Origin of the sequence: Klebsiella sp. BIGb0138, from assembly GCF_004342285.1 — a bacterium.
Lineage (GTDB): Bacteria > Pseudomonadota > Gammaproteobacteria > Enterobacterales > Enterobacteriaceae > Klebsiella.
Window position 1 is genome coordinate 124,615 of record NZ_SMCV01000001.1, and the last position, 26,017, is coordinate 150,631.

At 54.7% G+C, this 26,017-nt stretch carries 25 protein-coding genes; 13 read left to right on the top strand and 12 right to left on the bottom strand.

What is annotated here, in order from left to right:
- Positions 1-93: 93 nt before the first annotated feature.
- Positions 94-333 (top strand): YebV family protein, encoded by a 240-nt coding sequence (locus EDF73_RS00590; protein WP_132724696.1) that lies wholly within the window; start codon positions 94-96, stop codon positions 331-333.
- A 93-nt stretch (positions 334-426) separates the two neighbouring features.
- On the top strand, positions 427-618 hold the full coding sequence (locus EDF73_RS00595) for a YebW family protein (RefSeq protein WP_064793225.1): 192 nt from the start codon (positions 427-429) through the stop codon (positions 616-618).
- Positions 619-621: 3 nt separating this feature from the next.
- Here EDF73_RS00595 and pphA read toward each other — a convergent pair whose 3' ends face one another.
- A complete protein-coding gene (gene pphA, locus EDF73_RS00600) occupies positions 622-1,266 on the bottom strand; it encodes a protein-serine/threonine phosphatase (RefSeq protein WP_132724698.1) in 645 nt (214 codons plus the stop codon).
- A 165-nt stretch (positions 1,267-1,431) separates the two neighbouring features.
- On the opposite strand from pphA, the gene EDF73_RS00605 reads away from it, so the two are divergent.
- The 3 genes from EDF73_RS00605 to EDF73_RS00610 all read left to right on the top strand — a co-directional run bounded on the left by EDF73_RS00605 (position 1,432) and on the right by EDF73_RS00610 (position 4,603).
- A complete protein-coding gene (locus EDF73_RS00605) occupies positions 1,432-2,382 on the top strand; it encodes a VirK/YbjX family protein (protein ID WP_132724700.1) in 951 nt (316 codons plus the stop codon).
- 114 nt (positions 2,383-2,496) lie between these two features.
- Positions 2,497-2,640 (top strand): Ecr family regulatory small membrane protein, encoded by a 144-nt coding sequence (locus EDF73_RS27375; protein ID WP_165905611.1) that lies wholly within the window; start codon positions 2,497-2,499, stop codon positions 2,638-2,640.
- A 625-nt stretch (positions 2,641-3,265) separates the two neighbouring features.
- Positions 3,266-4,603 (top strand): hypothetical protein, encoded by a 1,338-nt coding sequence (locus EDF73_RS00610; protein WP_132724702.1) that lies wholly within the window; start codon positions 3,266-3,268, stop codon positions 4,601-4,603.
- Positions 4,604-5,205: 602 nt separating this feature from the next.
- On the opposite strand, the gene EDF73_RS00615 is transcribed toward EDF73_RS00610, so the two are convergent.
- The 3 genes from EDF73_RS00615 to yobA are packed head-to-tail and all read right to left on the bottom strand — an operon-like array spanning position 5,206 to position 6,808.
- Complete coding sequence (locus EDF73_RS00615; protein ID WP_165905612.1) at positions 5,206-5,544, bottom strand: YebY family protein; 339 nt, start codon at positions 5,542-5,544, stop codon at positions 5,206-5,208.
- Positions 5,545-5,560: 16 nt separating this feature from the next.
- Positions 5,561-6,430, bottom strand: coding sequence for a copper homeostasis membrane protein CopD (gene copD / locus EDF73_RS00620; RefSeq protein ID WP_132724706.1), 870 nt, complete (start codon positions 6,428-6,430; stop codon positions 5,561-5,563).
- A gap of 3 nt (positions 6,431-6,433) precedes the next feature.
- On the bottom strand, positions 6,434-6,808 hold the full coding sequence (gene yobA / locus EDF73_RS00625) for a CopC domain-containing protein YobA (RefSeq protein ID WP_132726216.1): 375 nt from the start codon (positions 6,806-6,808) through the stop codon (positions 6,434-6,436).
- A gap of 126 nt (positions 6,809-6,934) precedes the next feature.
- Here yobA and EDF73_RS00630 point away from each other — a divergent pair, with 126 nt between their 5' ends.
- Together EDF73_RS00630 and exoX are read left to right on the top strand one after the other, a co-directional pair.
- Complete coding sequence (locus EDF73_RS00630) at positions 6,935-7,165, top strand: DNA polymerase III subunit theta (RefSeq protein ID WP_132724708.1); 231 nt, start codon at positions 6,935-6,937, stop codon at positions 7,163-7,165.
- Between the two features lie 78 nt (positions 7,166-7,243).
- Positions 7,244-7,903, top strand: coding sequence for an exodeoxyribonuclease X (exoX, locus tag EDF73_RS00635; RefSeq protein WP_132724710.1), 660 nt, complete (start codon positions 7,244-7,246; stop codon positions 7,901-7,903).
- Positions 7,904-7,908: 5 nt separating this feature from the next.
- Here exoX and ptrB read toward each other — a convergent pair whose 3' ends face one another.
- The 3 genes from ptrB to EDF73_RS00650 all read right to left on the bottom strand — a co-directional run bounded on the left by ptrB (position 7,909) and on the right by EDF73_RS00650 (position 11,242).
- Entirely contained in the window at positions 7,909-9,969 is a 2,061-nt protein-coding gene (ptrB, locus tag EDF73_RS00640; RefSeq protein ID WP_132724712.1) for an oligopeptidase B, read from the bottom strand.
- Positions 9,970-10,085: 116 nt separating this feature from the next.
- Positions 10,086-10,760 (bottom strand): DUF533 domain-containing protein, encoded by a 675-nt coding sequence (locus EDF73_RS00645; protein ID WP_132724714.1) that lies wholly within the window; start codon positions 10,758-10,760, stop codon positions 10,086-10,088.
- Between the two features lie 98 nt (positions 10,761-10,858).
- Complete coding sequence (locus tag EDF73_RS00650) at positions 10,859-11,242, bottom strand: YebG family protein (protein WP_132724716.1); 384 nt, start codon at positions 11,240-11,242, stop codon at positions 10,859-10,861.
- A 135-nt stretch (positions 11,243-11,377) separates the two neighbouring features.
- On the opposite strand from EDF73_RS00650, the gene purT reads away from it, so the two are divergent.
- Positions 11,378-12,556: a formate-dependent phosphoribosylglycinamide formyltransferase gene (purT, locus tag EDF73_RS00655; protein WP_132724718.1), complete on the top strand. Its 1,179-nt coding sequence runs from the start codon at positions 11,378-11,380 to the stop codon at positions 12,554-12,556.
- Between the two features lie 62 nt (positions 12,557-12,618).
- On the opposite strand, the gene EDF73_RS00660 is transcribed toward purT, so the two are convergent.
- From EDF73_RS00660 to zwf, 3 genes are all read right to left on the bottom strand, one after another.
- Positions 12,619-13,260 carry a bifunctional 4-hydroxy-2-oxoglutarate aldolase/2-dehydro-3-deoxy-phosphogluconate aldolase gene (locus tag EDF73_RS00660; RefSeq protein WP_132724720.1) on the bottom strand — a complete coding sequence of 214 codons (642 nt, stop codon included), beginning with the start codon at positions 13,258-13,260 and terminating at the stop codon, positions 12,619-12,621.
- A 40-nt stretch (positions 13,261-13,300) separates the two neighbouring features.
- Positions 13,301-15,112, bottom strand: a complete 1,812-nt coding sequence (edd, locus tag EDF73_RS00665; RefSeq protein WP_132724722.1) for a phosphogluconate dehydratase — start codon at positions 15,110-15,112, stop codon at positions 13,301-13,303.
- 222 nt (positions 15,113-15,334) lie between these two features.
- Positions 15,335-16,810 carry a glucose-6-phosphate dehydrogenase gene (zwf, locus tag EDF73_RS00670; protein ID WP_132724724.1) on the bottom strand — a complete coding sequence of 492 codons (1,476 nt, stop codon included), beginning with the start codon at positions 16,808-16,810 and terminating at the stop codon, positions 15,335-15,337.
- Between the two features lie 319 nt (positions 16,811-17,129).
- On the opposite strand from zwf, the gene EDF73_RS00680 reads away from it, so the two are divergent.
- Both EDF73_RS00680 and pyk read left to right on the top strand, forming a co-directional pair.
- Positions 17,130-18,035, top strand: coding sequence for a MurR/RpiR family transcriptional regulator (locus EDF73_RS00680; protein ID WP_165905634.1), 906 nt, complete (start codon positions 17,130-17,132; stop codon positions 18,033-18,035).
- Positions 18,036-18,153: 118 nt separating this feature from the next.
- Entirely contained in the window at positions 18,154-19,596 is a 1,443-nt protein-coding gene (pyk, locus tag EDF73_RS00685) for a pyruvate kinase (protein ID WP_132724726.1), read from the top strand.
- 72 nt (positions 19,597-19,668) lie between these two features.
- Here the strand turns inward: pyk and EDF73_RS00690 are convergent, their stop codons facing one another.
- Positions 19,669-21,003, bottom strand: coding sequence for a 2-hydroxycarboxylate transporter family protein (locus EDF73_RS00690; protein ID WP_132724728.1), 1,335 nt, complete (start codon positions 21,001-21,003; stop codon positions 19,669-19,671).
- A 422-nt stretch (positions 21,004-21,425) separates the two neighbouring features.
- Between EDF73_RS00690 and EDF73_RS00695 the strand changes: the two genes are divergently transcribed.
- The 3 genes from EDF73_RS00695 (at position 21,426) to dcuR (ending at position 24,926) form a co-directional block, all read left to right on the top strand.
- Positions 21,426-22,373: an AEC family transporter gene (locus EDF73_RS00695; protein ID WP_132724730.1), complete on the top strand. Its 948-nt coding sequence runs from the start codon at positions 21,426-21,428 to the stop codon at positions 22,371-22,373.
- Positions 22,374-22,448: 75 nt separating this feature from the next.
- Positions 22,449-24,134, top strand: a complete 1,686-nt coding sequence (locus EDF73_RS00700; RefSeq protein WP_132724732.1) for an NAD-dependent malic enzyme — start codon at positions 22,449-22,451, stop codon at positions 24,132-24,134.
- Between the two features lie 75 nt (positions 24,135-24,209).
- Entirely contained in the window at positions 24,210-24,926 is a 717-nt protein-coding gene (gene dcuR, locus EDF73_RS00705; RefSeq protein ID WP_132724734.1) for a two-component system response regulator DcuR, read from the top strand.
- A 55-nt stretch (positions 24,927-24,981) separates the two neighbouring features.
- Here the strand turns inward: dcuR and lpxM are convergent, their stop codons facing one another.
- Complete coding sequence (lpxM, locus tag EDF73_RS00710) at positions 24,982-25,956, bottom strand: lauroyl-Kdo(2)-lipid IV(A) myristoyltransferase (RefSeq protein ID WP_132724736.1); 975 nt, start codon at positions 25,954-25,956, stop codon at positions 24,982-24,984.
- Positions 25,957-26,017: the final 61 nt, after the last annotated feature.

A 26,017-nucleotide genomic window follows, 5' to 3' on the forward strand; every position in this document is an offset into this window, starting at 1 on the left:
TTTTAACTGGCGATTTGCGCCTCATTGTCTACGCTGAAAAATGGCGGCCTTAACTGGTCGTACCACAACTCAGCAGATCAATGGGGTGAACTTATGAGCAAAACCAGCATTCGTATCGGCGCGTTTGAGATAGACGATGCCGAACTGCACGCAGAACAGCAGGGAGAGCGAACGTTAAGCATTCCTTGTAAATCCGATCCAGATTTATGTATGCAACTGGACGGCTGGGACGCCGAAACCAGCGTACCAGCCATCCTCGATGGTCAACATTCCGTCCTTTATCGCAAGCACTACGATCAACAAGCCGATGCCTGGATCATGCGCGTTGCCTGATTCAAAAAGAACCCGTCGCCTGAGACGGGTTATTTCTCCCCGCCCTTTCTGAGCTACCCTATACTGATAAACCAAGCCGAATATGAGGCCAGGATGTTTGCCTTAGTGTTGTTTATTTGTTATCTGGACGGCGGTTGCGAAGATATTGTGGTGGACGTTTACGATAACGAACGACGGTGCCTGGTGGCGATGGATGACCAGCGAATACGCCAGGGCGGCTGTTTTCCGGTCGAGGATTTTATCGATGGCTTCTGGCAGCCAGCCAGCAAATACAGTGACTTCTGACCCTTACTGCAGCTGCACCAGCGTCAGTTCACCGCCGAACACCGCCCCGGTATCAATGTAATGCTGATTATCGCTATCATAACGCCGCTGTAACGGCGTATGGCCGAACCAGAAATGATCGGCGCCGCCAATCGCGCCGTGCCGCCCGGCGAGATGATCGGTGAGACGCTGCCGACGCCATAATACCTGCTCCGCGTCCACCGGCTGCTGCCAACGATAGCTGGCCGCCGGGTAATCGGCGTGCGCAACAACGTGCCGCTGCGAGCCAGCGCAAAGCTCAACGATCAGCGGTAGTTCGCGACAGCGGACCAGGAGTCGATCAATCTCCTGCTGTTCACGCCGCGAGCTCTCCTGATACCAGCTTCCGCCATTCATGATCCATAACGCCAGCGCCCCGCTCTCTTTTGCATCCAGCGCCATCTGTTCATGATTTCCCCGCACCGCGCGAAACCAACGGCAGCGAATCAGCGCCAGGCAACGCGCGCTTTGCGGCCCGCGATCGATCAGATCGCCCACCGAGATGAGCAGGTCCTGGTAAGGGTCGAACTTTCGCTGGCGCAGTTTTGTCATCAGCAGCGCAAAGCAGCCGTGCACATCGCCTACCAGCCAGATATTTCGCCAGGCTGAACCATCAATACGCTGATACATATTTTTCCCCCCTGCTACAATTATAGATAATTATTTATCGTCTGATACGTCTTAGATATCCACATCAATCAAATTTAAACGAAAGCGAAATATAGTCCGTCCGGATATTAATCTCGCGTCGCCCTGTCTCTAAAATAGAGGCTAAATAACGACGAGGTATTTATCGTGACGGACAATAGCCTGCATTCAACCTACGCAGTACAGCCACGCACAAATCTTATTGCCGATCTGGTGATGGGCCGACTTATTCCCGCGCCAATTTGGCAAACGCGTCATTATCGGCTTAAATTTTTGCTACGCACGGCCTTATTTTATAAACCCACCCGGGCGATGCTGGATAATCTCTCCGCGCGCCCGGACTTTAAGCAACTGCTCGCCGCGCAGGTGACGCTGCCGGGGAAAGTTCATCGCCAGTATCTGGCCCGTGGGCTCAGCGCCAGCCAGCGCGCGCAGGCGATGATCAGCCACTATCAGTTTCTCGATACCCTCCCCGGCACGCGCCTGGCTGGCGCCATGACGTCGGCCAGGGAACTGAAGCTGCTGGAACTGCGGGGCAAAGATGACGCCCGGTTTACCTTATCAGCCTCCTCTGCCGGTAAAGCGGAACGTGAGGGCGAGACCACGTTGTGGCTGCGCGACGGCAATCAGACGCTTCTCGCCAGCGCCACCTTCAGCGTCGTCCGCCAGCAGGAACAATGGCAGCTGATCATCGGAGGATTGCAGGGCCCACGGCGTAACGTCTCCCATGAAGTGATTAAGCTCGCCACCCGCGCCTGCTATGGTCTGTTCCCTAAACGCCTGCTGCTTGAGTTTATCTGGGCCCTGGCGGCGCGAAGCAATATCCAGGCGATTTATGGCGTGAGCGATAACGGCCACGTTTTCCGGGCGCTGCGCTATCGTCTGAGCAAAGGGCGCCATTTTCATGCCAGCTATGACGAATTCTGGCAATCTGTTGATGGCATCGCCGAGGGCGCCTGGCGCTGGCGCTTACCGCTGCGGCTGGAAAGAAAGACGCTCGAGACGATCGCCAGCAAAAAACGCGCCGAATACCGCCGTCGTTTCCAGCTGCTTGATGACATGATCGCTCAGGTGGACCTGCTCACCTCCCGTGCTTAGCAGAATGGGGCGCATCAATTAAACGCCGTTTTGCGTAACGGCGTTTGCATCTTATCCTCTGGTTTCGTTACTATCATACCTTCATCGTTTTCCTTTCGGGTAACCATTGAAGTTATGAGTAAAACTGAAACCGTTCTCCTGGCACTTGTACTGGTCATTCTGCTAACGGCTCTTTGGTTTATTTTCAGCGGTGAAATTTGGGCGTTAGTCAGTTATCTTGAAACGCAGCTGTACCCTTCTTTTGTTACGCCAGAATAACGTCTTATCTTTTATTCGCGAAGCACTTAGCCCCATCCTCTCTACCCTACCATTTTTTAAAAAGCAAATTTTAATAAAATTAAAAATCATATTTCTTAATCTCATTGCTATTCTGTTTATCATCCCGACAGAGATACTCTTCGCCTTCCGATGTTGGCCCGCGACGTTCACCTGCGCTACGGGTCCAATCAGGTGCAGGTGTTTTCTTTCCTCTTTTTGCACGACTCGTCTCAGAGGATTCATTCATCCACGCCACAAGTCTACAGTTCCGACATTCAACCAGGAACGGCACACACTCCACATACCGCATCGTCGTAGGGAGGTTGTTGGCCAGCGCGCGTTTTCAAACCACTGACAACGGTAATTTTGCCGATAACCGCGCCGGGTGCATCCCAGATAAGCCATCCTTCCGGCTTTAACCCTGGCAGGCCCGCTCCCTCTAAGGAGGGTGTCAGATATCACCGCCAGCGGTTAACAGAGACCTTGTCCGAATTCAGCAGTCCGGCATTTGCTGTAACCCTGTGTACCTTTGCTTGCTAACGCTGTAAAATCCTGCGTTTCACCGCTCATGATGACGGGCTTCCATACTGAAGAAGTGAAACTCATTAAATAAAGGGATTTAAAATTGAAAAAGCATTTGTATTATCTCTCCAGTCTCCTGGTCATCTTATTATCCTGTAACGTTTTTGCTACCGTGGGATTTTTATCACCGAGCGGTATCAACCCAAAGTTTGCCGCTAATGTCAATATCGCGATGATCAATGTCTACAATGAAGAACAACTTCGCCATGAACTCATCCTGGCCGAAAAAAATGGTCTTCAACTTTACCTTGATCTGGGACCGGCCCTCAATACTGCAAGAAAAACTGAAAACATTTCCACAGTTTATTACGATGATAATAACTTACGCCATCAAAAAATATTTAAGCCAATAGACCAAAATAAACTCAGAGCCTTGCCAGCTGACTCTTTGCTAAAGGCAAAAATCAGCAAACTATTACCCAGCATAGAACAATACCGTGATAACGTTGCCGCAATATTTCTTGCCGACGAGCCATATCTTAATGGTTTGAATAAAAATGATCTGGAACATGTCGCAGCGCAAACAAGATCGCTTTTAGATGCCAGAGGGCTTAAAGAAATAAAACTAGGCGTCATCTTTGCGAGCGCGATGTTCAATGCCGAGTTCGCCAGGGAATTAGACAAGAAATCAATAAGATATGTTGAAGGCATTGACAATCACTATCGTAATATCGCCGAAAAAATAAAAAACAATACGGCGACCGATGATGAAAAAAAGTGGCCTGAAATTATCGAAAAATTCAGATTAACAACCTACGACTCAGCAGGAAACATCTATACAGAAGGTGGAATTCCTAAAGGGTTTGATATTTATACGTTCGATTTCTACCTTTCTACGATCCTGTTGGATAATCTTTATAATGATATTCCTGCCTGGTTCGCTGCGAAAAATATCGATAAATCATGTCAGGTTTTTAATAACAAAACCGTAGCACAAATTCGTCAAGAATTAAGTTTTTTTAGCGATGGCGCAATGGATACAACAGAACAAGATATCCAGCATGACAAAGATATTATGGATGATCTCTATACCTGTAGAATGAATACCACGATAAAATTACTCCAGCAGGAGATTCAATCTACCTCGCCTCAGGCAAACATCGTTCTTATCTCAGAGTCAAGCAGCAATGGGGTCATGGAGTTCGACCGCACAGGTAACCTTAAGCAGGGGCAACCAGAAAAACTCGTTGAGCTCCGCGTCCTCCACGAAGTCCAAAGAGCACTAAAGCTCTATCAGGATCAGCAATACCAAAATATCTCAGGAATTCTGTTTTTCTTGTTCAACGATGAATATGATAACACCATCAAAATTAATATTGGTGGTGCGGGGTCAATGCCTTCAGTTCTGACCGAAATTTATTCATTAAATGAACGAGAGTAATGATTTCACAGATCTAAGGCGGTGATGCGCGTCCGGAGGTTTTCCTACGACTCCGGACAACCGTGAATCCTTCATGATCGCACGATAACCATAGGCTATCCGTTATCCTCTGCATTGTCCCCAAAGTTTATCCGGCATAAAAAGTATGGCGATCAAGTTAAGCTGTCTGTTCCGCGCGCAACGCTACCTCGAACCGGTGGTGATAATGCGTTCATCAAGCAGAGATTTTCTGTAAAGGGAATGTTAAGGCGTTTTTTGTTGTGGTATAAGGGGACAAGACCCTCGCGCGAAATGAAGGATTATTTCGGGTCTTATGCTGTAACTGATTGATAAATTTCACATAAAAAGAGACCGAACACGATTCCTGTATTCGGTCCAGGGAAATGGCTCTTGGGAGAGAGCCGTGCGCTAAAAGTTGGCATTAATGCAGGCTAAGTCGCCTTGCCTTATAAGAATAGTTTACCGCGTCAGGTTTTCCAGTCCGCAACAAAAGTGGCCGAATATTTCCTGACGAAATGGCTTATGCCAACAAAAAACCGCCGCACCCCGCAAGGGGTGCTGGCGGTTTTTTATACGCTAATTCAGCAAGATACGTTCAAGAATCAGCACAGTTTCTGCGCGCGTTCGATAAATGGCGCCAGGCTCATTTTTTGCCCCGGATGCTGCGGATCGTCCACCTGGATAATCGAGATCGGCTGGCCGCTGGTTTTACCCGCCTTCACCTGCTGCCCGGCGATATCATTCAACGGATACTGCACCAGCGTGCTGGGGTTAATGGCAAACAGCGCATTACCCGGGCGACAGGTCAGCATCACCTCCTCGCGGTTAAACGCCCAATTATCCTTGCCCACTTCAAAGCGGCTCACGGTGATAATTTGCGGAGCCGCCAGCGCGACGCCAGAGCTTGCCAGTAACAACATTGTCAGAACAATTTTTTTCATGATTTAACCAGTTAATTCAAAAAGGTTCCCAGGTTGCAAACAGGCTGACGGCCGCCAGCGCCAACGCGCCAAGCGCCATTTCCACCTGCGTGGTGCGCAGAATGAGCTGCTCCGCTCGCGTTCCGCTCACCGACATACGTGGCACCAGAACATACCTGTTCACCAATGCAATTGCCACCATCCCTGCGACCAGCGCACATTTGAGCAATAGCATCTGCCCCCAGGGTGAATCACGGAATAACCCTCCCTGGATCAGCAGCGTATTCACCACGCCGCTGGCAAGGGTCCCCGCTACGGCCAGATGCCCGTAGCGCGAAAAACGCATCATGGCGCTAATCGCCGCATGACGCCAGCGCCCTTGCGCCAGCCGCAGGCAGTAAATAAACGGCAGCAGGCCGCCAAACCAGCTGGCGACGCAGAACAGATGCACGGCATGGTTGGTACGCTGCAGGAAGCCGCGCGCGCCTTCACTCATCGCCGCATGCCCCACGCCCGCCATCAGCAACAGCTGCGCGCAAAGCAGCACCAGTAGCAGCCGCCCCGCGCGACGTGGCTTTAACCACGCCACCGCCAGCGCGATCCAGGCCAGCAGGATCTGCCACAGCCAGACGCTGCCAAACCGGGTGCCGGCAACGGCTTGCCAGATGGCGGGTTGCCAGACATCCGGCCAACCGTCGCCCATTAATCCACCCTGCGCCATCAGCATCAGCAATGCCGAGAGCGCACTGAACAGCAGAAGATGGCGCAGCAGCGGGGAAAAGCGCTGCATCAGCAAACGCCGCAGCGTCGGCTGCGCCCACCACACGCCGTACAGCAAGCAGCCAAACGCCACCATCAGCGAAGTGAAGTGGACAAAACGAAGCGTGATATAGAGTCCCGTGAGCATCGGTTATTTCACGGTAAAGTGGTATTGTCCTTTGGTTTTGTGACCGTCGACGGAGACGACATGCCAGTCAACGGTATAGTCACCCGCCGCTAAAGGCTCGGCGACTGGCACGATCAGCTGGGCTTGATTGCTGTCGCTGCGCGTGAGTTCTCCGGTTTTGACCGTTTTTTGCTGCGGCCCGCTGAGGGTCACGCCGCTGAAGCGGGTTTCGATACCTTCAGAAAAATTAAGCGTCAGGGTCTGCGGGGAAGTACTGACCTCCGAGCCTGCGGCGGGGGTTTGCTGTTGCAGATGCGCGTGGGCAAAAGCCGCAGCGCTGGCCAGGAAACCGGCGAGAAGAGCGGATACGCGCAGCGCGCGTACGGCGATGGGACGCATAATCGTCATTCCTTTTCGTTATGTATGTAGCACAGAGAATAACCCTGTATAATGGCGTAGTCGAGCGGTGCGTCGACGTCGAAGGTCACGCCCGATCGGTTTTCGGCATCATGAAGGAGAAACCCATTGCAAAATAACCTGGCAAAAATCTCGCAGGATGAGATGGATAAAGTCAATGTCGATCTTGCCGCGGCCGGCGTCGCTTTTAAAGAGCGTTACAATATGCCCGTCGTCGCCGATTTGGTTGAAAGAGAGCAGCCTGCGCACCTGCGTGACTGGTTTCGCGAGCGGTTGATAGCCCATCGCCTGGCTTCCGTTTCATTGTCGCGTCTGCCCTATGAACCCAAAGCGAAATAATTCCCGTCCGCTGCGGACATCCCGATTGGCAAGACCTGCGCATTCTATTACGCTGGTTTCTTTGGCCTGGAGCGAGCCATGCTACGCGTAATCGATACAGAAACCTGCGGGTTACAGGGAGGCATTGTCGAAATCGCCTCCGTCGATGTTGTCGATGGACAAATCACCAACCCCATGAGCCATCTGGTGCGCCCCGACCGCCCGATCAGCCCGCAGGCCATGGCGATCCACCATATCACTGAAGAGATGGTCGCTGACAAACCCTGGCTTGAAGAGGTGTTACCGCATTACGTCGGCAGCCCGTGGTATGTCGCCCACAATGCCAGTTTCGATCGCCGGGTCTTGCCGGAAATGCACGGGGAATGGATTTGTACCATGAAGCTGGCGCGTCGCCTGTGGCCAGGCATCAAATACAGCAATATGGGGCTGTATAAGTCGCGTAAGCTGAACGTCGCCACGCCTGCGGGATTACATCAGCACCGCGCGCTGTACGATTGCTATATCACCGCGGCATTACTGCTTGATATCATTAACGTCACCGGCTGGGCACCTGAAGAGATGGCGACCATTACCGGCCGCCCGGCGCTGTTAACCACCTTTACCTTTGGTAAATATCGCGGCAAAGCGGTTTCCGAAATAGCAGAAAATGACCCAGGCTATTTACGCTGGCTGTTCAATAACCTGGATCGGATGAGCCCCGAGCTGCGCTTAACGCTGAAGCATTATCTCGGGGAGTAGCGGCGCTAAACGTCCGCCTGGCCTGGCAAGGTGCCCTGCGCCAGGCCAATCAGAAAGGCATACTCTAACGCCACGCCTTCATAGCTTTTAAAGCGCCCCGACTTGCCGCCATGACCCGAATCCATATCGGTGCACAGCAGCAGCAGATTATCGTCCGTTTTCAGCTCCCGCAGTTTCGCCACCCATTTTGCCGGTTCCCAGTATTGCACCTGCGAATCATGTAAACCGGTGGTGACCAGCAGATGAGGATACGCCTGCGCCGTAACGCCATCGTAAGGGCTGTAGCTCTTCATATAACGGTAGTAGGTTTCATCCTGCGGATTGCCCCACTCCTCAAACTCGCCGGTAGTCAGCGGAATCGACTCGTCGAGCATAGTGGTCACGACATCAACAAACGGCACCTGGGCAACCACCCCGTGAAACAGTTCCGGGCGCTGGTTAATGGCGACGCCCATCAGCATCCCTCCCGCGCTGCCGCCCATACCGTAGCACAAATGCGGATCGCCATAGCCCTGCGCCAGCAGCGCGTCGCAGACATCGAGATAATCATTAAAGGTATTTTTCTTACACAGAAACTTACCGTCCTCATACCACTGCTGCCCGAGCTCTCCCCCGCCGCGAACATGGGCGATAGCAAAGACGAAGCCACGGTCAAGCAGGCTGAGGCGGCTGGCGCTGAAATCCGCATCCTCGCTGGCGCCGTACGACCCGTAGGCGTAAACCAGCAGCGGACTGGCCCCTTTGCGGAAATGTTCGCGTCGGTAAACCAGCGAGACCGGGACTTCAACGCCATCACGAGCCTTAATCCACAGGTGTTCGCTGCGGTAACAGTTGGCGTCGAACCCTTTCACTTCCTGCTGTTTGAGCACCCGCCGCTCGCCGGTATCCATATCCAGTTCAAATAAGGTATCCGGCGTGGTCATTGACGAGTAACCGTAGCGTAAGCGGGAGGTTTCCGGCTCCGGATTATAGGCAAGCCAGGTCACGTAGGCCGGATCGTCAAACGCAATCCCAACCACCTCCCGGGTCTTGCGGTTGATCTGCCGCAGGCTGGTTAGCCCACGCTGGCGTTCTTCCACCACCAGCCAATCGGTAAACAGCGTGAACCCTTCCAGCATGACGTCGTGGCGCGGCGCAATCAGGGTTTGCCACTGCTGTTCATCACGCGCATGGCTGCGATAAAGACCGAAGTTTTTCCCCTCGCGGTTGGAGCGCAGGTAAAAAGCGTGCTGATAGTGATCGAGACTGTATTCGTGATCTTTGCGGCGCGGCAGGAAGCATACCGGTTCAGCATCCGGCATTTCGGCATTGAGCAGCAGCACTTCACTGGTGGTGGCGCTGGCAAGATAGATCACCACGAACTGCTGGGAGGTGGTCTTATGGACGCTGACATAGAACGTTTCATCCTTCTCCTCATACACCAGCACATCTGAATGCGGTGAAGCCCCCACGGTATGCCGCCAGACCTGGTAAGGCAGCAGCGTGGTCGGATGCTTACGGACATACCATAGCGTTTGTGAATCATTGCTCCAGGCAAATTCTGGCGAAACGTTCTCCAGCACCTCAGGGTACCAGCTGTTGTTTTGCAGATTGCATAAACGCAGGCCATACTGCCGCCGGGAGAGATAATCCTCCGCCACCGCCATCGTATGATTGTCAGGCGAGATCCCGAGCGCGCCAAGGGTATAGAACTCGCTATGCGCCGCACGCTGGTTGCCATCGAGCAGCAATTCCCATGAGTCCCACTCCTCTTTCAGCACCGACTGGCGTTGATAAATCGCGTATTCGCAGCCCGGCTCATACACCTGACGATAGCGATAGCCATTTTTGCTATAGGGGGCGGAGACTTCCCGTTGCGGGATGCGATCAATAATCTCTTTCAGCACCCGCTCCTGCAAACTCCGCTGCGTGGACATAACCTTCTGGCCGTACGCGTTTTCCGCGCGCAGATAGTCAAGCACGTCTGACCGCGCGCGATCGTCGTCGCGCAGCCAGAAGTAGTTATCGATGCGGGTATCGCCATGTAAGGTCATGGCGTGGGGGATTCGTTTCGCTTTTGGTGGCATCTTTTGCTCTTTTGCATCCTGTATCTGTACACAAAATCATTCAAGAAACGACTTGAAGGATGGCGTGTCTATAAGGGTGGCAAAAGTGGCACGCGTTGCAAGCAAAACCTGCTGATTCAGGTGGAAAGCGCCTGTTTTTGCGCCTGAATATCCTGTTCAATATCGGCGCGCACTTCCGCCGGGAGCCGTAACGCCTCGCCAAGCGCATTGAGATAGCTACGTTCCATAAAGTGATCGATATCGATCACCGCGCAGCTGATGTAATAGACTTCCAGCGCTTCCTGCTCGCTGCTGATGCCCTGCGCCAGACGCTGGGGATCCAGAGGTTGCGCCAACGCGCGATCGATCAACACCCGCCCCTGGACATCGATATTGGCCGCCCGCAGCTGCTGCTCAATATTAGCCCGCTCGCTGTCATCAATGTGTCCATCGCTTTTCGCGGCAAACACCAGCGCCATGATCAGCCGTTCGCTGCGGGCATCCAGCTCGCCAGCTGGCGCGGGAGAGCCGGCGGGCTGCGGTTGCGCCCCCTGCGGCGAATGGCGGCGCATTTTCTGCTGATACTTATTCCACAACACGCTCCCTGCCACCGCACCGCCGCCAACCAGCAGCGCGCTGGTGCCATATTTGGCCAGCAGCTTGCGTGATGACTGACTCACCACCAGCAGCCCCGCCAGACCGCCCAGCGCGCCGGGCAGGAGGAAATTGTTACCGTCAGCGCGTTCGCCGGACGGCGAAGATTGCCCCTGCTGGCCGAGCAGAGACTGCAGTTGATTGAGCCAGTTAGCCATGAATGCCCTCGTTGCTGAATAAGCGATGCCATCAGCCTAAACGACGCGATGTCAGGAAATGTTATCCATGGCTAAAGATGCGCAAATTCCAGACGCGCTCAGGCCGCTTTCGCTTTGCGCGCCCTGCTGGCCGCCGGGACGGCAACGGACGGTTCGCCCGGCTCATCCGCAGAGTCCGCAGAGTCCGCAGAGTCCGCAGAGTCCGTCTCGCTGTGGCCGTCCTGTCGCGCCACTTCCTCACTCTCTTGCGGGAGTTTCCCGGACTTCAGAATATGATGGAGCGTGTCTTTGCGTTCCGCCAGCCACATCGCCATTTCATCGCGTTGAGGTTCATCCAGCGTCAGCGGGCACGCCACCAGCCAGTCGTTAAGGACCTCGGCAAGATCGAGCATTTTGTCGTAAGCATCGGCCTCTTTTTTGCTGGTAAACGACATCTTTTCCTCACCTTCGCGGATCACCACATATTGAATTGCAACCGCCATCGCGCAGCCTCTTTATACTGTATTTTTATACAGTATAACAAATTTTCCGCCAGGACTCAACCAACAGCCATAAAGACAGACGCAAACGTTTTCGTTTATAATGCGGCGTATGTTTTTTTACTGCGGAAAAGAGTCATGACTTTATTAGGCACAGCGCTGCGTCCTGCAGCCACGCGGGTGATGTTATTGGGTTCAGGCGAACTGGGTAAGGAAGTCGCCATCGAGTGTCAACGCCTGGGGATTGAGACCATCGCGGTCGATCGCTACCCCGATGCGCCAGCGATGCAGGTCGCACATCGCTCACACGTGATCAACATGCTGCACGGCGAAGCTCTGCGCGCGCTGGTCGCGCAGGAAAAACCTGACTACATCGTGCCGGAAATCGAGGCTATCGCTACGGATACGCTGGTCGAGCTGGAACTGTCCGGGCAGAAAGTGGTCCCCACCGCGCGCGCGGCGAAGCTGACGATGAACCGCGAAGGCATTCGTCGCCTGGCGGCGGAGGAGCTGCAGCTGCCGACATCCGCCTACCGCTTTGCCGACAGCGAAGCGGCGTTTCGCGAAGCCGTCGCCGATATTGGCCTGCCCTGCATCGTTAAACCGGTGATGAGCTCTTCCGGCAAAGGCCAAAGCTTTATTCGCCATCATGAACAGCTGGCTGACGCCTGGCGCTATGCCCAGCAGGGCGGCCGCGCCGGCGCCGGTCGGGTGATTGTTGAAGGGGTGGTGAATTTCGATTTTGAAATTACCCTGCTTACCGTCAGCGCCGTCGACGGCGTCCATTTCTGCGCGCCGGTCGGCCACCGCCAGGAAGATGGCGACTATCGCGAGTCCTGGCAACCGCAGCAGATGAGCGCGCAGGCGCTGGCCCGCGCCCAGGAGATTGCCAGCAAAGTGGTTCTGGCGCTCGGCGGCTATGGTCTGTTCGGCGTCGAGCTGTTCGTCTGCGGCGATGAGGTGATTTTCAGTGAAGTTTCGCCCCGCCCGCATGATACCGGAATGGTGACGCTCATCTCCCAGGATCTCTCTGAGTTCGCCCTGCACGTTCGCGCCTTCCTCGGCCTGCCGATTGGCGCGATTCGCCAGTACGGCCCGGCGGCCTCCGCGGTGATTCTGCCGCAGCTGACCAGCCAGAACGTCACCTTCGGCAATATTCAGGCTGCCGTCGGCGCCGGCCTGCAGCTGCGCCTGTTCGGTAAGCCGGAAATTGACGGCTCCCGTCGACTGGGCGTCACCCTGGCGGTGGCTGACAACGTCGAGGAAGCGATTGCCCGCGCGAAAGCGGCCGCTGCGGCGGTGCTGGTGCAGGGATAAAAAAACCCGGTAGCGCTCGCGCTTACCGGGTCTGCACTTAGCGATAGATCAGGGCGTAAAAATTACTTCGCGCCCTCTACCGCTTCACGGGCAATTTTCGTGATACGGTCGTAATCACCGGCTTCCAGCGCATCCGCCGGCACCAGCCAGGAGCCGCCGATGCACAGCACGCTGTTCAGCGCCAGGTAGTCGCGGTAGTTTGCCGGAGAGATCCCCCCGGTCGGGCAGAAGCGGATATGCGCGAACGGGCCGCCGATAGCCTGCAGCGCTTTTACGCCGCCGTTTGCTTCCGCCGGGAAGAATTTGAACTCTTTCAGGCCATACTGCATACCCAGCATCAGTTCGGATACGGTGCTGATACCCGGGATCAGCGGGATGGTCCCTTCTTCCGTCGCCGCTTTCAGCAGCGACTCGGTCAGGCCAGGGCTGATAGCAAACTGGGCGCCAGCTTCGGTGACGGCTTTCAGTTGCTCTACGTTGGTGACGGTACCTGCGCCGACAATCGCCTCCGGCACTTCTTTCGCAATCGCGCGGATCGCCTCCAGCGCGCATTCGGTACGCAGCGTCACTTCCAGTACGCGTACGCCGCCGGCAACCAGCGCTTTGGCCATCGGCACAGCGTGTTCCAGCTTTTTCACCACGATCACCGGTACTACCGGGCCGGAGGTGAGGATTGCTTCTGCAGTTGTTTTCCAGTTTTTCATCAGAGTTTCTCTCTCGCCAGATCTACAAAATTGTATCGTCTTAAAAAGTGATGCAGGTTGCGCCCTGTTCTGCTCCGGAGAGTTTTTCCCGCAGCGCGGCGAACATTTCCCGACCGCTCCCGACACGCGAACCGCTGAGGTCAGGAACATGCGGCTGGCGTGCAGCCAGTTCGGCGTCATCCACCAGCAGCGTCAGTTCACCGCTCTGCCCGTTCACGCGGATGATATCGCCATCACGTACTTTCGCCAGCAGCCCACCATCGTACGCCTCAGGCGTTACATGGATTGCTGACGGTACTTTGCCTGATGCGCCGGAGAGTCGACCATCGGTGACCAGCGCAATTTTGAAACGGCGGTCCAATAATACACCAAGTGGCGGCATAAGTTTATGTAATTCTGGCATGCCGTTCGCTTTTGGCCCCTGATGACGGACAACAACCACGCAGTCTTTGTCCAGCAATCCGGCTTCGAAAGCCGGCAGCACGTCGTGCTGGCTTTCAAAAACCACCGCCGGCGCTTCAATAATCTGGTTTTCCACCGGCACGGCGGAGGTTTTCATCACCGCCCGCCCCAGGTTACCGCTGAGCACTTTCGTCCCGCCATGGCGAGAGAATGGCCTGGCGAAAGTCGCAATAACCTGATCGTCTAACGGCGCCTCCGCCCCTTCACGCCAGTCCAGCTCGCCGTTATTCAGCCACGGCTCCATGGTATAGCGCGAGAGACCGAAGCCGGCCACGGTATGCACATCTTCGTGCAACAGGCCGCCTTTCAGCAGTTCACGCACCAGCACCGGTACACCGCCTGCCGCCTGGAAGTGGTTAATATCCGCCGGGCCGTTCGGGTAGAGGCGCGCCAGCAGCGGCACGACGTCAGAAAGATCGGAGAAATCATCCCAGTTAATAATGATGCCCGCCGCTCGAGCCATCGCCACCAGGTGCATCGTATGGTTAGTCGAGCCGCCGGTTGCCAGCAGCGCCACAATGCCGTTGACCACCACTTTCTCATCGAACATTTTCCCCAGCGGCAGCCATTCGTTGCCGTTGCCGGTCATCCGCGTCACCTGGCGCGCAGCGGCGACGGTCAGCGCTTCGCGCAGCTCGGCGTCCGGGTGAACAAACGAGGAGCCCGGGAGCTGCATGCCCATGAATTCGACCACCATCTGGTTAGTATTAGCGGTCCCGTAAAAGGTGCAGGTCCCCGGAGCGTGGTAGGAGGCGGCTTCAGATTCCAGCAGCGCCATGCGATCGACCTTACCTTCGGCATACAGCTGGCGAATACGTACTTTCTCTTTGTTCGGCAGACCGCTGGCCATCGGGCCAGACGGCACGAAAACGGACGGCAGATGGCCAAAGGAGAGCGCGGCCATGGTCAACCCGGGGACAATTTTGTCACACACTCCCAGATACAGCGCGCCGTCGAACATGTTATGCGACAGGCCAATAGCGGCAGACATGGCGATCACTTCACGGCTGAGCAGCGAGAGCTCCATGCCGTCCTGGCCCTGAGTAACGCCATCGCACATCGCCGGAACGCCGCCGGCGACCTGGCCTACCGCATTCACCGAATGCAGCGCCTTGCGAATAATATCCGGGTAATACTCATACGGCTGATGGGCGGACAGCATGTCGTTATAGGAGGTAACGATGGCAATATTGTTCCGCAGCATGCTCTTCAGCGAGGCTTTATCATCCGACTGACAGGCCGCAAAGCCATGGGCCAGGTTACCGCAGGCCAGCTGCGCGCGATGGACGGTATCCGTTTTGGCTTGATTAATCCGTGCGAGGTAGGCGGTGCGGGTTTCACGCGACCGTTCGATAATGCGATTTGTTACCCGTAACATTGTCGAATTCATAAAGGCTCCTGAATTTTTATCTGTCCGGCTACAGCGTTTTTAGCGATACCTGAGAAGGTGAAAGGCACCAGCACTGCAGCTCAGCGGCAAAATATCTGCCTGCAGTGTAATAAAAAAAGCCCCGGGGGTGAATCCTCCCGGGGCTTAAAAGAATAAAAATTATGCGACTTACTGCGTCAGATCATGTTACCGGTAAAATAACTCATCCGGATAATGACCGGACTATTCAAATTCATTCCATGAACGACCATCGCGGGTAATCATCGCCACAGAAGCGACCGGTCCCCAGGTGCCTGCCTGATACGGTTTTGGCGCATCGCGATCGGCGGCCCAGGCTTCGGTAATGGAGTCAACCCACTTCCACGCCTCTTCCACTTCATCACGGCGCACGAACAGCGCCTGAATACCGCGCATGGTCTCCAGCAGCAGACGCTCATAGGCATCCGCCAGGTGCGTTTGATTGAAGGTTTCCGAATAGCTCAGATCCAGCTTGGTAATCTGCAGATTGTGTTTGTGGTCAAGACCCGGAACTTTGTTAAGAACCTGGATATCAACGCCCTCATCCGGCTGGAGACGAATCGTTAACTTGTTCTGCGGCAGCTCCTGCCAGTTCTCTTTGAACAGGTTCAGCTCCGGCGTTTTGAAATACACCACCACTTCGGAACATTTGGTCGGCAGACGTTTACCGGTACGCAGGTAGAACGGCACGCCGGCCCAGCGCCAGTTGTCGATATCGACGCGGATCGCCACGAAAGTTTCGGTATTACTCGATTTGTTGGCGCCCTCTTCTTCGAGGTAGCCCGGCACTTTTTTCCCCTGGGCAAAACCCGCGGTGTACTGGCCGCGAACCGTTTTCTCACGCACGTTAGAGCGATCGATACGGCGCAGGGATTTCAGCACCTTCACTTTTTCATCGCGGATGCTGTCGGCGCTGAGGTCCGAAGGCGGCGACATCGCAATCATGCACAGGATCTGCAGCAGGTGGTTCTGAATCATGTCGCGCATTTGCCCGGCCTGATCGAAATAACCCCAGCGGCCTTCAATGCCGACCTCTTCAGCAACGGTGATCTCGACGTGATCGATCGTCCGGCAGTCCCAGTTGTTGACGAACAGGGAGTTGGCAAAACGCAGCGCCAGCAGGTTAAGTACCGTCTCTTTGCCGAGGTAATGGTCGATACGATAGACCTGGCACTCTTCGAAGAATTCGCCAACCTGATCGTTGATCTCGCGGGAGGTATCCAGCGAGGTGCCCAGCGGTTTTTCCATGACCACACGTGCCGGTTTGGCGTTCAGTTTCGCCTGGCCGAGGCCTTTGCAAATCGCGCCAAAAGTGCTCGGCGGCATCGCAAAGTAGTTGATGGTGACCCGGTTTTCCTGATCAAGCATTTTACCCAGGCGGGTGAACGCCTTGGTGTCGTTGACGTCAAGGTTACAAAAATCCAGACGTCCGCTCAGGGTTTCCCACAGACCTTCATCAATTTTTTCCTTCATGAAGGTTTCAAGCGCTTCACGTACTACCCTGGTGTAAGCATCTTTATCCCAGTCAGCACGTCCGACCCCGATAATGCGGGTATCCGGGCTGATCTGGCCAGCCTTTTCAAGCTGATACAGGGAAGGCAACAATTTACGACGCGCCAGGTCACCCTTCGCGCCGAAAATGACCAGATCGCATGCCTGGGCCGTTTGCGTTACCGCCATGTCATTCTCCTCAGTTGATAGTCTGGTGCTTATGCCAGGCTATATTTGTAATTTTCTTACACTGCACTGTACTGTGTTTACGAATTTCCCGAAACCCTCCGGCCCCCTTTCCCGACGCTAAACCGCACGTGGAGAAAACTTACGGCGACATTTTGGGCATCCGGCTAATATTGTTCGTTGTTTCGACCGGTTTTAAGTTAGTAAAATACGACTCTGATCATGTAATGAAAAAAAACAACATTTTTTAACGTCATTCCTCCCCGCTTGCGGCCGCGGAGGGGTATATTCTTGCTAAAATGCCCGATGATTTCACCCATTACTGAAATCGCTTCCACTGATGAGCGCCCCGTTACCCATGAACATGCTGGAAAAAATCCAGTCCCGACTGGAACACCTTAGCAAATCCGAACGCAAAGTGGCGGAAGTCATTCTTGCAACGCCTGCTCAGGCCATTCATTCAAGCATCGCCGCCCTGGCGCTGGAAGCGGGCGTCAGCGAGCCGACCGTTAACCGCTTTTGCCGGAGTCTTGAAACCCGCGGCTTTCCCGATTTTAAACTTCATCTGGCACAAAGCCTGGCACACGGGACCCTCTATGTTAACCGTAATGTCGATGAAGACGACAGCGTAGAGTCCTACACCGGAAAAATATTCGAGTCGGCAATGGCCAGTTTAGATCAGGTCCACCACTCTCTCGACATGTCAGCGCTGAACCGCGCCGTCGATCTTTTAACCCAGGCGAAGAAGATCGCCTTCTTCGGTCTTGGCTCCTCGGCGGCGGTCGCCCACGACGCGATGAACAAATTTTTCCGTTTCAATGTTCCGGTTATCTACTCCGACGACATTGTCCTGCAACGCATGAGCTGTATGAATTGTAATGATGATGACGTCGTGGTGATTATCTCACATACTGGCCGCACGAAAAGCCAGGTGGAACTGGCGCGGCTGGCGCGTGAAAACGATGCCATGGTCATCGCGATTACCTCTGCCAATACCCCTCTGGCGCGCGAGGCGACGCTGTCGATTACGCTCGATGTTCCCGAGGATACGGATATCTATATGCCGATGGTTTCACGTCTTGCCCAGCTGACGGTGATTGACGTGCTGGCCACCGGCTTTACTCTCCGTCGCGGGGCAAAATTCAGAGATAACTTGAAGAGGGTCAAGGAAGCATTGAAAGAATCGCGTTTTGATAAAGAACAGCCCGTACACAGCGATAACCTATAAAACTTGATAATCAGTTACACCTTCGGTTCTGTCCCCACGGCACGGCGACGTTGCTGGCTGGCACCACCGATTCCATGTTCACGCAACACCAAAATTGTTTTAGTCAACGGAGTATTACATGTCCAGAAGGCTTCGCAGAACCAAAATCGTCACCACCTTAGGCCCGGCAACCGATCGCGATAATAACCTGGAAAAGGTTATTGCTGCAGGCGCTAACGTAGTACGTATGAACTTCTCTCACGGTACCCCGGAAGATCATCAGATTCGTGCGGATAAAGTGCGGCAAATCGCGGCAAAACTGGGCCGCCACGTCGCTATCCTTGGCGATTTACAAGGTCCGAAAATCCGCGTATCCACCTTCAAAGAAGGCAAAATTTTCCTCAATATCGGCGACAAATTCCTGCTGGACGCAGAACTGAGTAAAGGCGAAGGCGATAAAGAGAAAGTCGGTATTGATTATAAAGGCCTGCCGGCAGATGTGGTGCCTGGCGATATCCTGCTGCTCGACGATGGCCGCGTCCAGCTGAAAGTCATCGAAGTTCAGGGTCTGAAAGTGTTTACCGAAGTGACCGTCGGCGGACCGCTGTCTAACAACAAAGGCATCAACAAACTGGGCGGGGGCCTCTCCGCCGCCGCGCTGACTGAAAAAGACAAGGCTGACATCTTCACCGCGGCGAAAATCGGCGTGGATTACCTGGCGGTCTCCTTCCCGCGCTGCGGCGAAGACCTGAACTATGCGCGCCGTCTGGCGCGTGAAGCGGGCTGCGATGCGAAAATCGTGGCGAAGGTAGAACGTGCGGAAGCCGTGTGCGATCAGGACGCGATGGATGATGTCATTCTGGCCTCTGACGTGGTGATGGTCGCGCGTGGCGACCTCGGCGTCGAGATCGGCGATCCGGAACTGGTGGGGATTCAGAAAGCCCTGATCCGCCGCGCTCGTCAGCTGAACCGCTCGGTGATCACCGCGACCCAGATGATGGAGTCGATGATTACCAACCCGATGCCAACCCGTGCGGAAGTCATGGACGTTGCCAACGCCGTCCTCGACGGTACCGATGCCGTGATGCTCTCCGCGGAAACCGCTGCCGGCCAGTATCCGTCAGAAACCGTCGCGGCGATGGCGCGCGTGTGCCTCGGAGCGGAAAAAATCCCTAGCCTCAACGTTTCCAAACACCGTCTGGACATCCAGTTCGACAACGTTGAAGATGCGATCGCCATGTCTGCCATGTATGCGGCGAACCACCTGAAAGGCGTCACCGCGATCATTACCATGACCGAATCGGGCCGCACCGCGCTGATGACCTCGCGCATCAGCTCCGGCCTGCCGATTTTCGCCCTCTCCCGCCACGAGCGCACGCTCAACCTGACCGCGCTGTACCGCGGGGTGACGCCGGTTTACTTCGATAGCACCAACGACGGCGTCGCCGCCGCGCATGATGCGGTCAACCTGCTGCGCGACAAGGGCTATCTGGTCTCCGGCGACCTCGTTATCGTGACCCAGGGCGACGTGATGAGCACCATCGGCAGCACCAACACCACCCGTATCCTGACCGTCGAATAATCAATTCCGCTTTAGAGACACGCCAACCTGCCAGCGGCATCGCCGGCAGGTTTTTTTTCGCCAATCACGCCTTCAGACAATCCATTTCAGCAGTAACGTCGCGGTAATAACCGTCGAGGCACCGCCAATCCGGGTGGCAATTTGCGCAAAAGGCATCAGCGACATGCGATTTGACGCGGATAAAATCGCCACATCGCCGGTCCCGCCAAGGCCGCTATGGCAGCTGGTGACGATGGCGGCCTCCACAGGATACATATTCAGCTTTGCTGCAATCAAAAAACCGCTTAATGCCATCGCGATCACGATTGCACCGCAGACCACGACATAGCCGATGGAGAACACCGCGACCACGCTCTCCAGAGGAACGTACAGCATCCCCAGACCTATCATCAGCGGCCAGACCAGAGCAGCAGAGACAAATTTGTAGCAGCTGTGTGCCCCCAGCTCCATCGCCGCCGGGATAATTTTGCTGTACTTGCAAAGGACGGCAGCCAGAATCATCAACACCGGTCCAGGGATGTGCACCACCTTCTCTAACAACCCGCCGACGATGAAAAACGCGCAGATCATTAACAACCCGGCGCCCATCAGCTGGAAATCGGTGGGCTGCCCCCCCTGCGCCTGAGCGAAAACGCGATTCTCATCGCCACTGCGAATCAACATGCCGTCACCGGACAGCGACGGGCGGCGCAGCCCCAGCCGCGCCAGAAAGCCCGCGCAGATGATCGCAAAGATATTGCCCACCACCGCTGCCGGCGCCAGCTGGGCGACGTACACATCCGGGGTTTGCCCAAGGATCGCCGAATACGCCAGCGAGAGCGGCAGGATCCCTTCTCCGATGCCGCCGCCAATGATCGGTACGATAATAAAGAAAAAGGTGTGGTAAAGGCTGTAGCCGAATAAGCTGCCCACCAGCAGGCCGGTCACTATCGCCGCACCGGTTCCGACGACAAGAGGAACGAACATCCGCACCATCCCCTGGATCAGGATCGTTCTGTTCATCCCCAGAATACTGCCCACCACCAGGCAGGCGATAACGAAGTAAAGCAGATTGGCTTCTTTCATCAACAGGTGCACGGTATCCAAAGTATGTGCTTCAAACGCGCCAAAGTAGACCAGTAGCGACGGCGTCATCAGACACAAAATCGCCGGACCGCCGATATCTTTCAGAACCGGCACCATCCGCCCAATTTTCGCCAGCGCGAAGCCTAACGTCATGATCACCGCCAGCCCGCCAATCATGTTTTTTGGCAGCAGGCCCGCCATCGCAGAGATGGTAACGATAGCGGCAATACCGACAAACAGCGTTAAAGGCACGGCACCGACTTCAACATGGGATAAAAAACGCGGTGTCTGCCCAGCCGCCAGCGTTTTTTCTAGCGGCTGGTTGAGTGAATTATTTTTCATTTCTCACCTGCATTGTGATAGGTAGCGTAGGGTCGTCACGCAATAGTAAAATTGCGCAGGAAAATAAATCGCCAAAATAGAATAAAGAGAAGCTCATCATTAAAATCAGCAAAACGTTAGCACAGGGTTGCGCTATAAAAAAGAATACCGGTATTGGCGTCATCACTTTGTGACCAGGTTACAAACCCGGTGTTAAGTAATTTAATTTATTGCGCGGTAGCTAAAGTTATTATTGCAAATAAAAAACCATCACCCTCTATATAAAACAAGAGGTTATTCGCAGAATCTCTATTTGTAAGTAAAGTTCCTGAAGCGAAATTATTTAAACAGCGGCCATTGTGATGTTAATCACCTTTCAAACCTTAGGGCCTCGTTAGATTAAAAAACGTCAGCAACCCTACACTATATTTTCAGGACAAACTATGCCAACGCTGCTATTGCAATCTCTGTTTCCACTGGTGTTTATCATGCTACTCGGTTGGCTGAGCGGGAAGTTAGGCTATACCCGTCGAGAGGACGCCTCGGTGTTAGCGACGGTCGTTATTCGGTTCGCTCTGCCCTTTCATCTTTTTATTGGCGCATTAAATACCGATCCGGAAAAAATTAAAAATTTCACCTTTATGGTCGTATTAGTGATTGGTCTGATGGGGTCATACTTTCTTAGCCTGCTGATCTCACGATACGTTTTTCGCCACGATATAAAAACCAGCGCGATTCAATCCCTGGTGTGCGCATTTCCTGATATGGCCTATTTCGGCGCGCCGGTCCTCGCGGTCCTGATCGGGCCGGAAGGGTTTCTCGGTGTGCTCATCGGGAACCTCATCACCAGCGTATTGATGATTCCTCTGACGATCGTCCTCATTCGGATGGGCGATAAACATTGCGCAACCGAGCGACAGAAGCTGCATGCCGGTAAGCTGGTCATGCAAAATCTCCTCAACGCCATACGCAACCCTATCGTCTGGATCCCCATTTCCGGCGTGCTGTTAAGCCTTGCCGGCGTGCAGCTGCCGCACATGCTCAGTATGCCGATTGAAATGGTCGGCAAAATTGCCGGCGGTCTGTCGCTGTTTGCGCTTGGCCTGCTGTTTTACGGCGAACGTCCGACGGTCAATATGCAAACCTGCACCAACATTAGTATTAAAAACCTGATTCAGCCGGCCATGATGGCCGCTGCTGGCCTCGCTTTTGGTCTCAGCCACAGTCTGATGCAGCAGGTTATTATCATCGGCGCCACCCCTTCGGCGATTGCCGCCGGGATGTTTGCCCTGCGTAGCGATACCTATATCGAGCCAGCTTCATCCTCGATTTTACTCGGCACCGCAATTGGCGTCGTCACGGAAGGAATAATGATTTATTTCATTTCTTAACGCCGCCGTTCGCCAAACATCATTAAACAGGTCTATCCCTGTCTTGCTTTAAATACAACACTCAGGAGTCTTGCCATGTTAGTCAAAGAAACGTTATACACGCCTTATAATGGGGCGGTTCTGCTGGAAAACCCGCTATTAAATAAGGGGCTGGCCTTTACCGAGGATGAGCGTGCGGCGTTTAATCTCCAGGGATTACTGCCGCACAATGTCGAAACCATCGACGAACAGACCGAGCGGGCGTGGAAGCAGTTCTGTCAATTTAAGCGTGATATCTCCCGCCATATTTACCTGCGCAACATTCAGGATACCAACGAGACCTTATTCTATAATTTGTTGCGTAACCATATAAAAGAAACCCTACCGATTATTTATACCCCTACGGTAGGCGAAGCCTGCGAACACTTTTCCGAAATTTATCGGCGCGGGCGCGGCCTGTTTATTTCATGGCCGAACCGGCATCACATCGATGAGATGCTGCAAAGCTTTTCCCGCAATGATATTAAGGTGATTGTCGTCACCGATGGCGAGCGCATTCTTGGTCTTGGCGATCAGGGAATTGGCGGAATGGGGATCCCTATCGGTAAACTCTCTTTGTATACCGCCTGCGGCGGGATCCACCCTGCGGCGACATTACCTGTCATGCTGGATGTCGGGACCAATAATGCGCAGCATCTGGAGGATCCGCTGTATATGGGCTGGCGCCATCCGCGCATTAACGACGACCAGTATATGGAGTTTATGGACATGTTTGTTAACGCGGTAAAACAGCGCTGGCCGCAGGTCCTGCTGCAGTTCGAAGATTTTGCCCAGAAGAACGCCAGCCGGCTGCTCAATCGCTATCGCCATCAGCTGTGCTGTTTCAATGACGATATCCAGGGCACCGCCGCCGTTACGTCAGGCACGCTCATCGCTGCCGCAGCGGCGGCTGGCACCCGGATTCGCGACCAGCGGGTGGTTTTCCTCGGAAGCGGATCTGCCGGATGCGGCATCGCCGAAAAAATCATCGCCCTGATGGTTGACGATGGTCTGTCTGAGCGCGAAGCGCGTAATAACGTCTTCATGGTCGACCGCTTTGGCCTGCTGACCGATGAGATGCCCAATCTGCTCGATTTCCAGCAGGGCCTCGTGACCCCGCGGGAAAACATTGCCCACTGGGACGTCAGCGCCGCTCATCTGTCGCTAATGGATGTGGTACGCAACGCGCATCCCACCGTCCTGATTGGCGTATCCGGGCAACCGGGGTTGTTCAGCGAAGAGATTATCAAAGAGATGCACCGCCACTGTCCTCGGCCGATCGTGATGCCACTGTCGAACCCAACCTCTCGCGCCGAAGCGCAACCGCAAGATTTACTCGAATGGACCCAGGGGAGCGCGCTTATCGCCACCGGTAGCCCGTTCGAACCGGTGTTCTATCAGGGTGTAACCTATGACATCGCCCAGTGCAACAACGCCTACATTTTTCCCGGACTGGGCTTAGGCATCCTGGCGGCAAAAGCGACGCGCGTAACGGAAGCGATGCTGATCACCTGCAGCAAGACGCTGGCCAGCCACTCGCCTTTAGCCACCGTCGGCAAGGGAGGTTTGTTACCTCCGGTAGAAGAGATTGAGCTGATTTCCAAAGCGATCGCGATGGAGGTCGCGCGCGTGGCCCAGGCTGAAGGGGTGGCGCCTGAATTAAGCGAGGATGAACTGGCCGCCAATATCGACAAAACCTTCTGGCGGGCGCGCTACACCGCCTATAAACGCGCTTCATTGTAACGGCGGCCAACCTTAATCACCCGGGAAGCCCGCGGCGTTTTCTCCCCGGCTTCCCGATAGCCAGAGGAACAGCGCATGTTCAATGTGCTCATTGTGGATGATGATTCGATGGTGGCGGAGCTTAACCGGCTGTTTATCGGCCGGGTCGCCGATTTTCGCTGCTGCGGTATCGCCTCGACGATTGCTGAAGCGGAGCAGATGCTTAACCAGTTACCCTCCATCGATCTGGTACTGCTGGATGTTTATATGCAGCAAGAAAATGGCCTGGATCTGTTGCCGACCCTGCGCACCAACGCCCGCAGCATCGATGCGATCATGATTACCTCCGCCGCAGATGCGTTGACCGTCCAGACGGCGATGCGCTACGGCGTGGTCGATTATTTGCTGAAACCGTTTCAGTTTCCACGCTTTGAGGAGGCGCTGCTGTCGTGGCGCGCGCGCCATATTCTGCAGAACGCAAAGTCGAACTATGCGCAGTCGGATGTCGACGATCTGCTGCGTAGCGGCATTCAGCGCTCAACGGGCAGCCGTCGTTTACCTAAAGGGTTAACATCACAAACGCTGCGCATGGTGTGCCGGTGGATCGATACTCACCAGGAGCGCGATTTCTCTACCAACGAGCTGGCCGCGGCGCTGCATATTTCCAGAGTATCGTGCCGTAAATATCTGATTTGGCTGGAGCAGATCAACCTGCTTTACACCACCAACCACTATGGCGTGACCGGTCGTCCGGAGTACCGCTACCGGCTGGTCAGCGAGCACAGCGCTGTGCTCAGACAATATAGCCAATGAGCCCGTCAGGCTCATTGGCGAGGCGTATTCATCTCAGGAGAGGGATAGACGACGCTTACTTCTTCTTCGGGAACAGCTCTTTACGTTTATAAGGCTCGATTTCGCCCGGTTTACGCGTCTTCAGCAGCTTGAGGATCCAGGTATACTGCTCGGTATGCGGCTTCACGAAAATCTCCACCTCTTCGTTCATCCGCCGCGCGATAGTGTGGTCATCGGCCTCGAGCAGATCGTCCATCGGCGGACGGACCAGCACCGTCAGACGATGGGTTTGACCATCATAGACCGGAAACAGCGGCACCACGCGAGCGCGGCAGACTTTCATCAGGCGACCAATCGCCGGTAAGGTTGCTTTGTAGGTGGCGAAGAAATCAACGAATTCGCTATGCTCAGCGCCGTGATCCTGGTCAGGCAGATAGTAGCCCCAGTACCCCTGGCGCACCGACTGGATAAACGGTTTGATGCCATCGTTACGCGCGTGCATCCGCCCGCCAAACCGACGTCGGACGGTATTCCAGACGTAGTCGAAGACCGGATTACCCTGGTTATGGAACATCGCCGCCATTTTCTGCCCGCCGGAGGCCATCAGCATGGCCGGAATATCCACCCCCCACGCATGAGGCACCAGGAAGATCACCTTTTCATTATTGCGCAGCATTTCATCGATGATTTCTTTCCCCTGCCAGTCGACGCGGGCAAGAATGCGCTGCGGGTCGCGCAGGCCGAGTTCAGCCATCATCACCATCGCCTGCGGCGCAGACATGTACATTTCATCAATAATGGCTTCGCGTTCCTGCTCACTTTTTTCCGGGAAGCAGTACAGCAGGTTTATCTGCGCGCGGCGGCGAGAACTTTTCGCCAGCCGCCCCACCAGACGCCCCAACTTACCGAGGATCGGGTCGCGAAAAACGGGAGGCGTCAGGGCGATACCGGCAAAGGCGAATACCCCCAGCCAGGCACCCCAGTAGCGAGGGAGTAAAAAGGATCTCTCAAATTTTGGAATAAACTCACTATTATTTTTTTTCGTTTCCATGCCCAGTCCACAGCCGTACTGCATAAGAAAAAGAATGGGGTGACCCCGTAAACAGCAGATT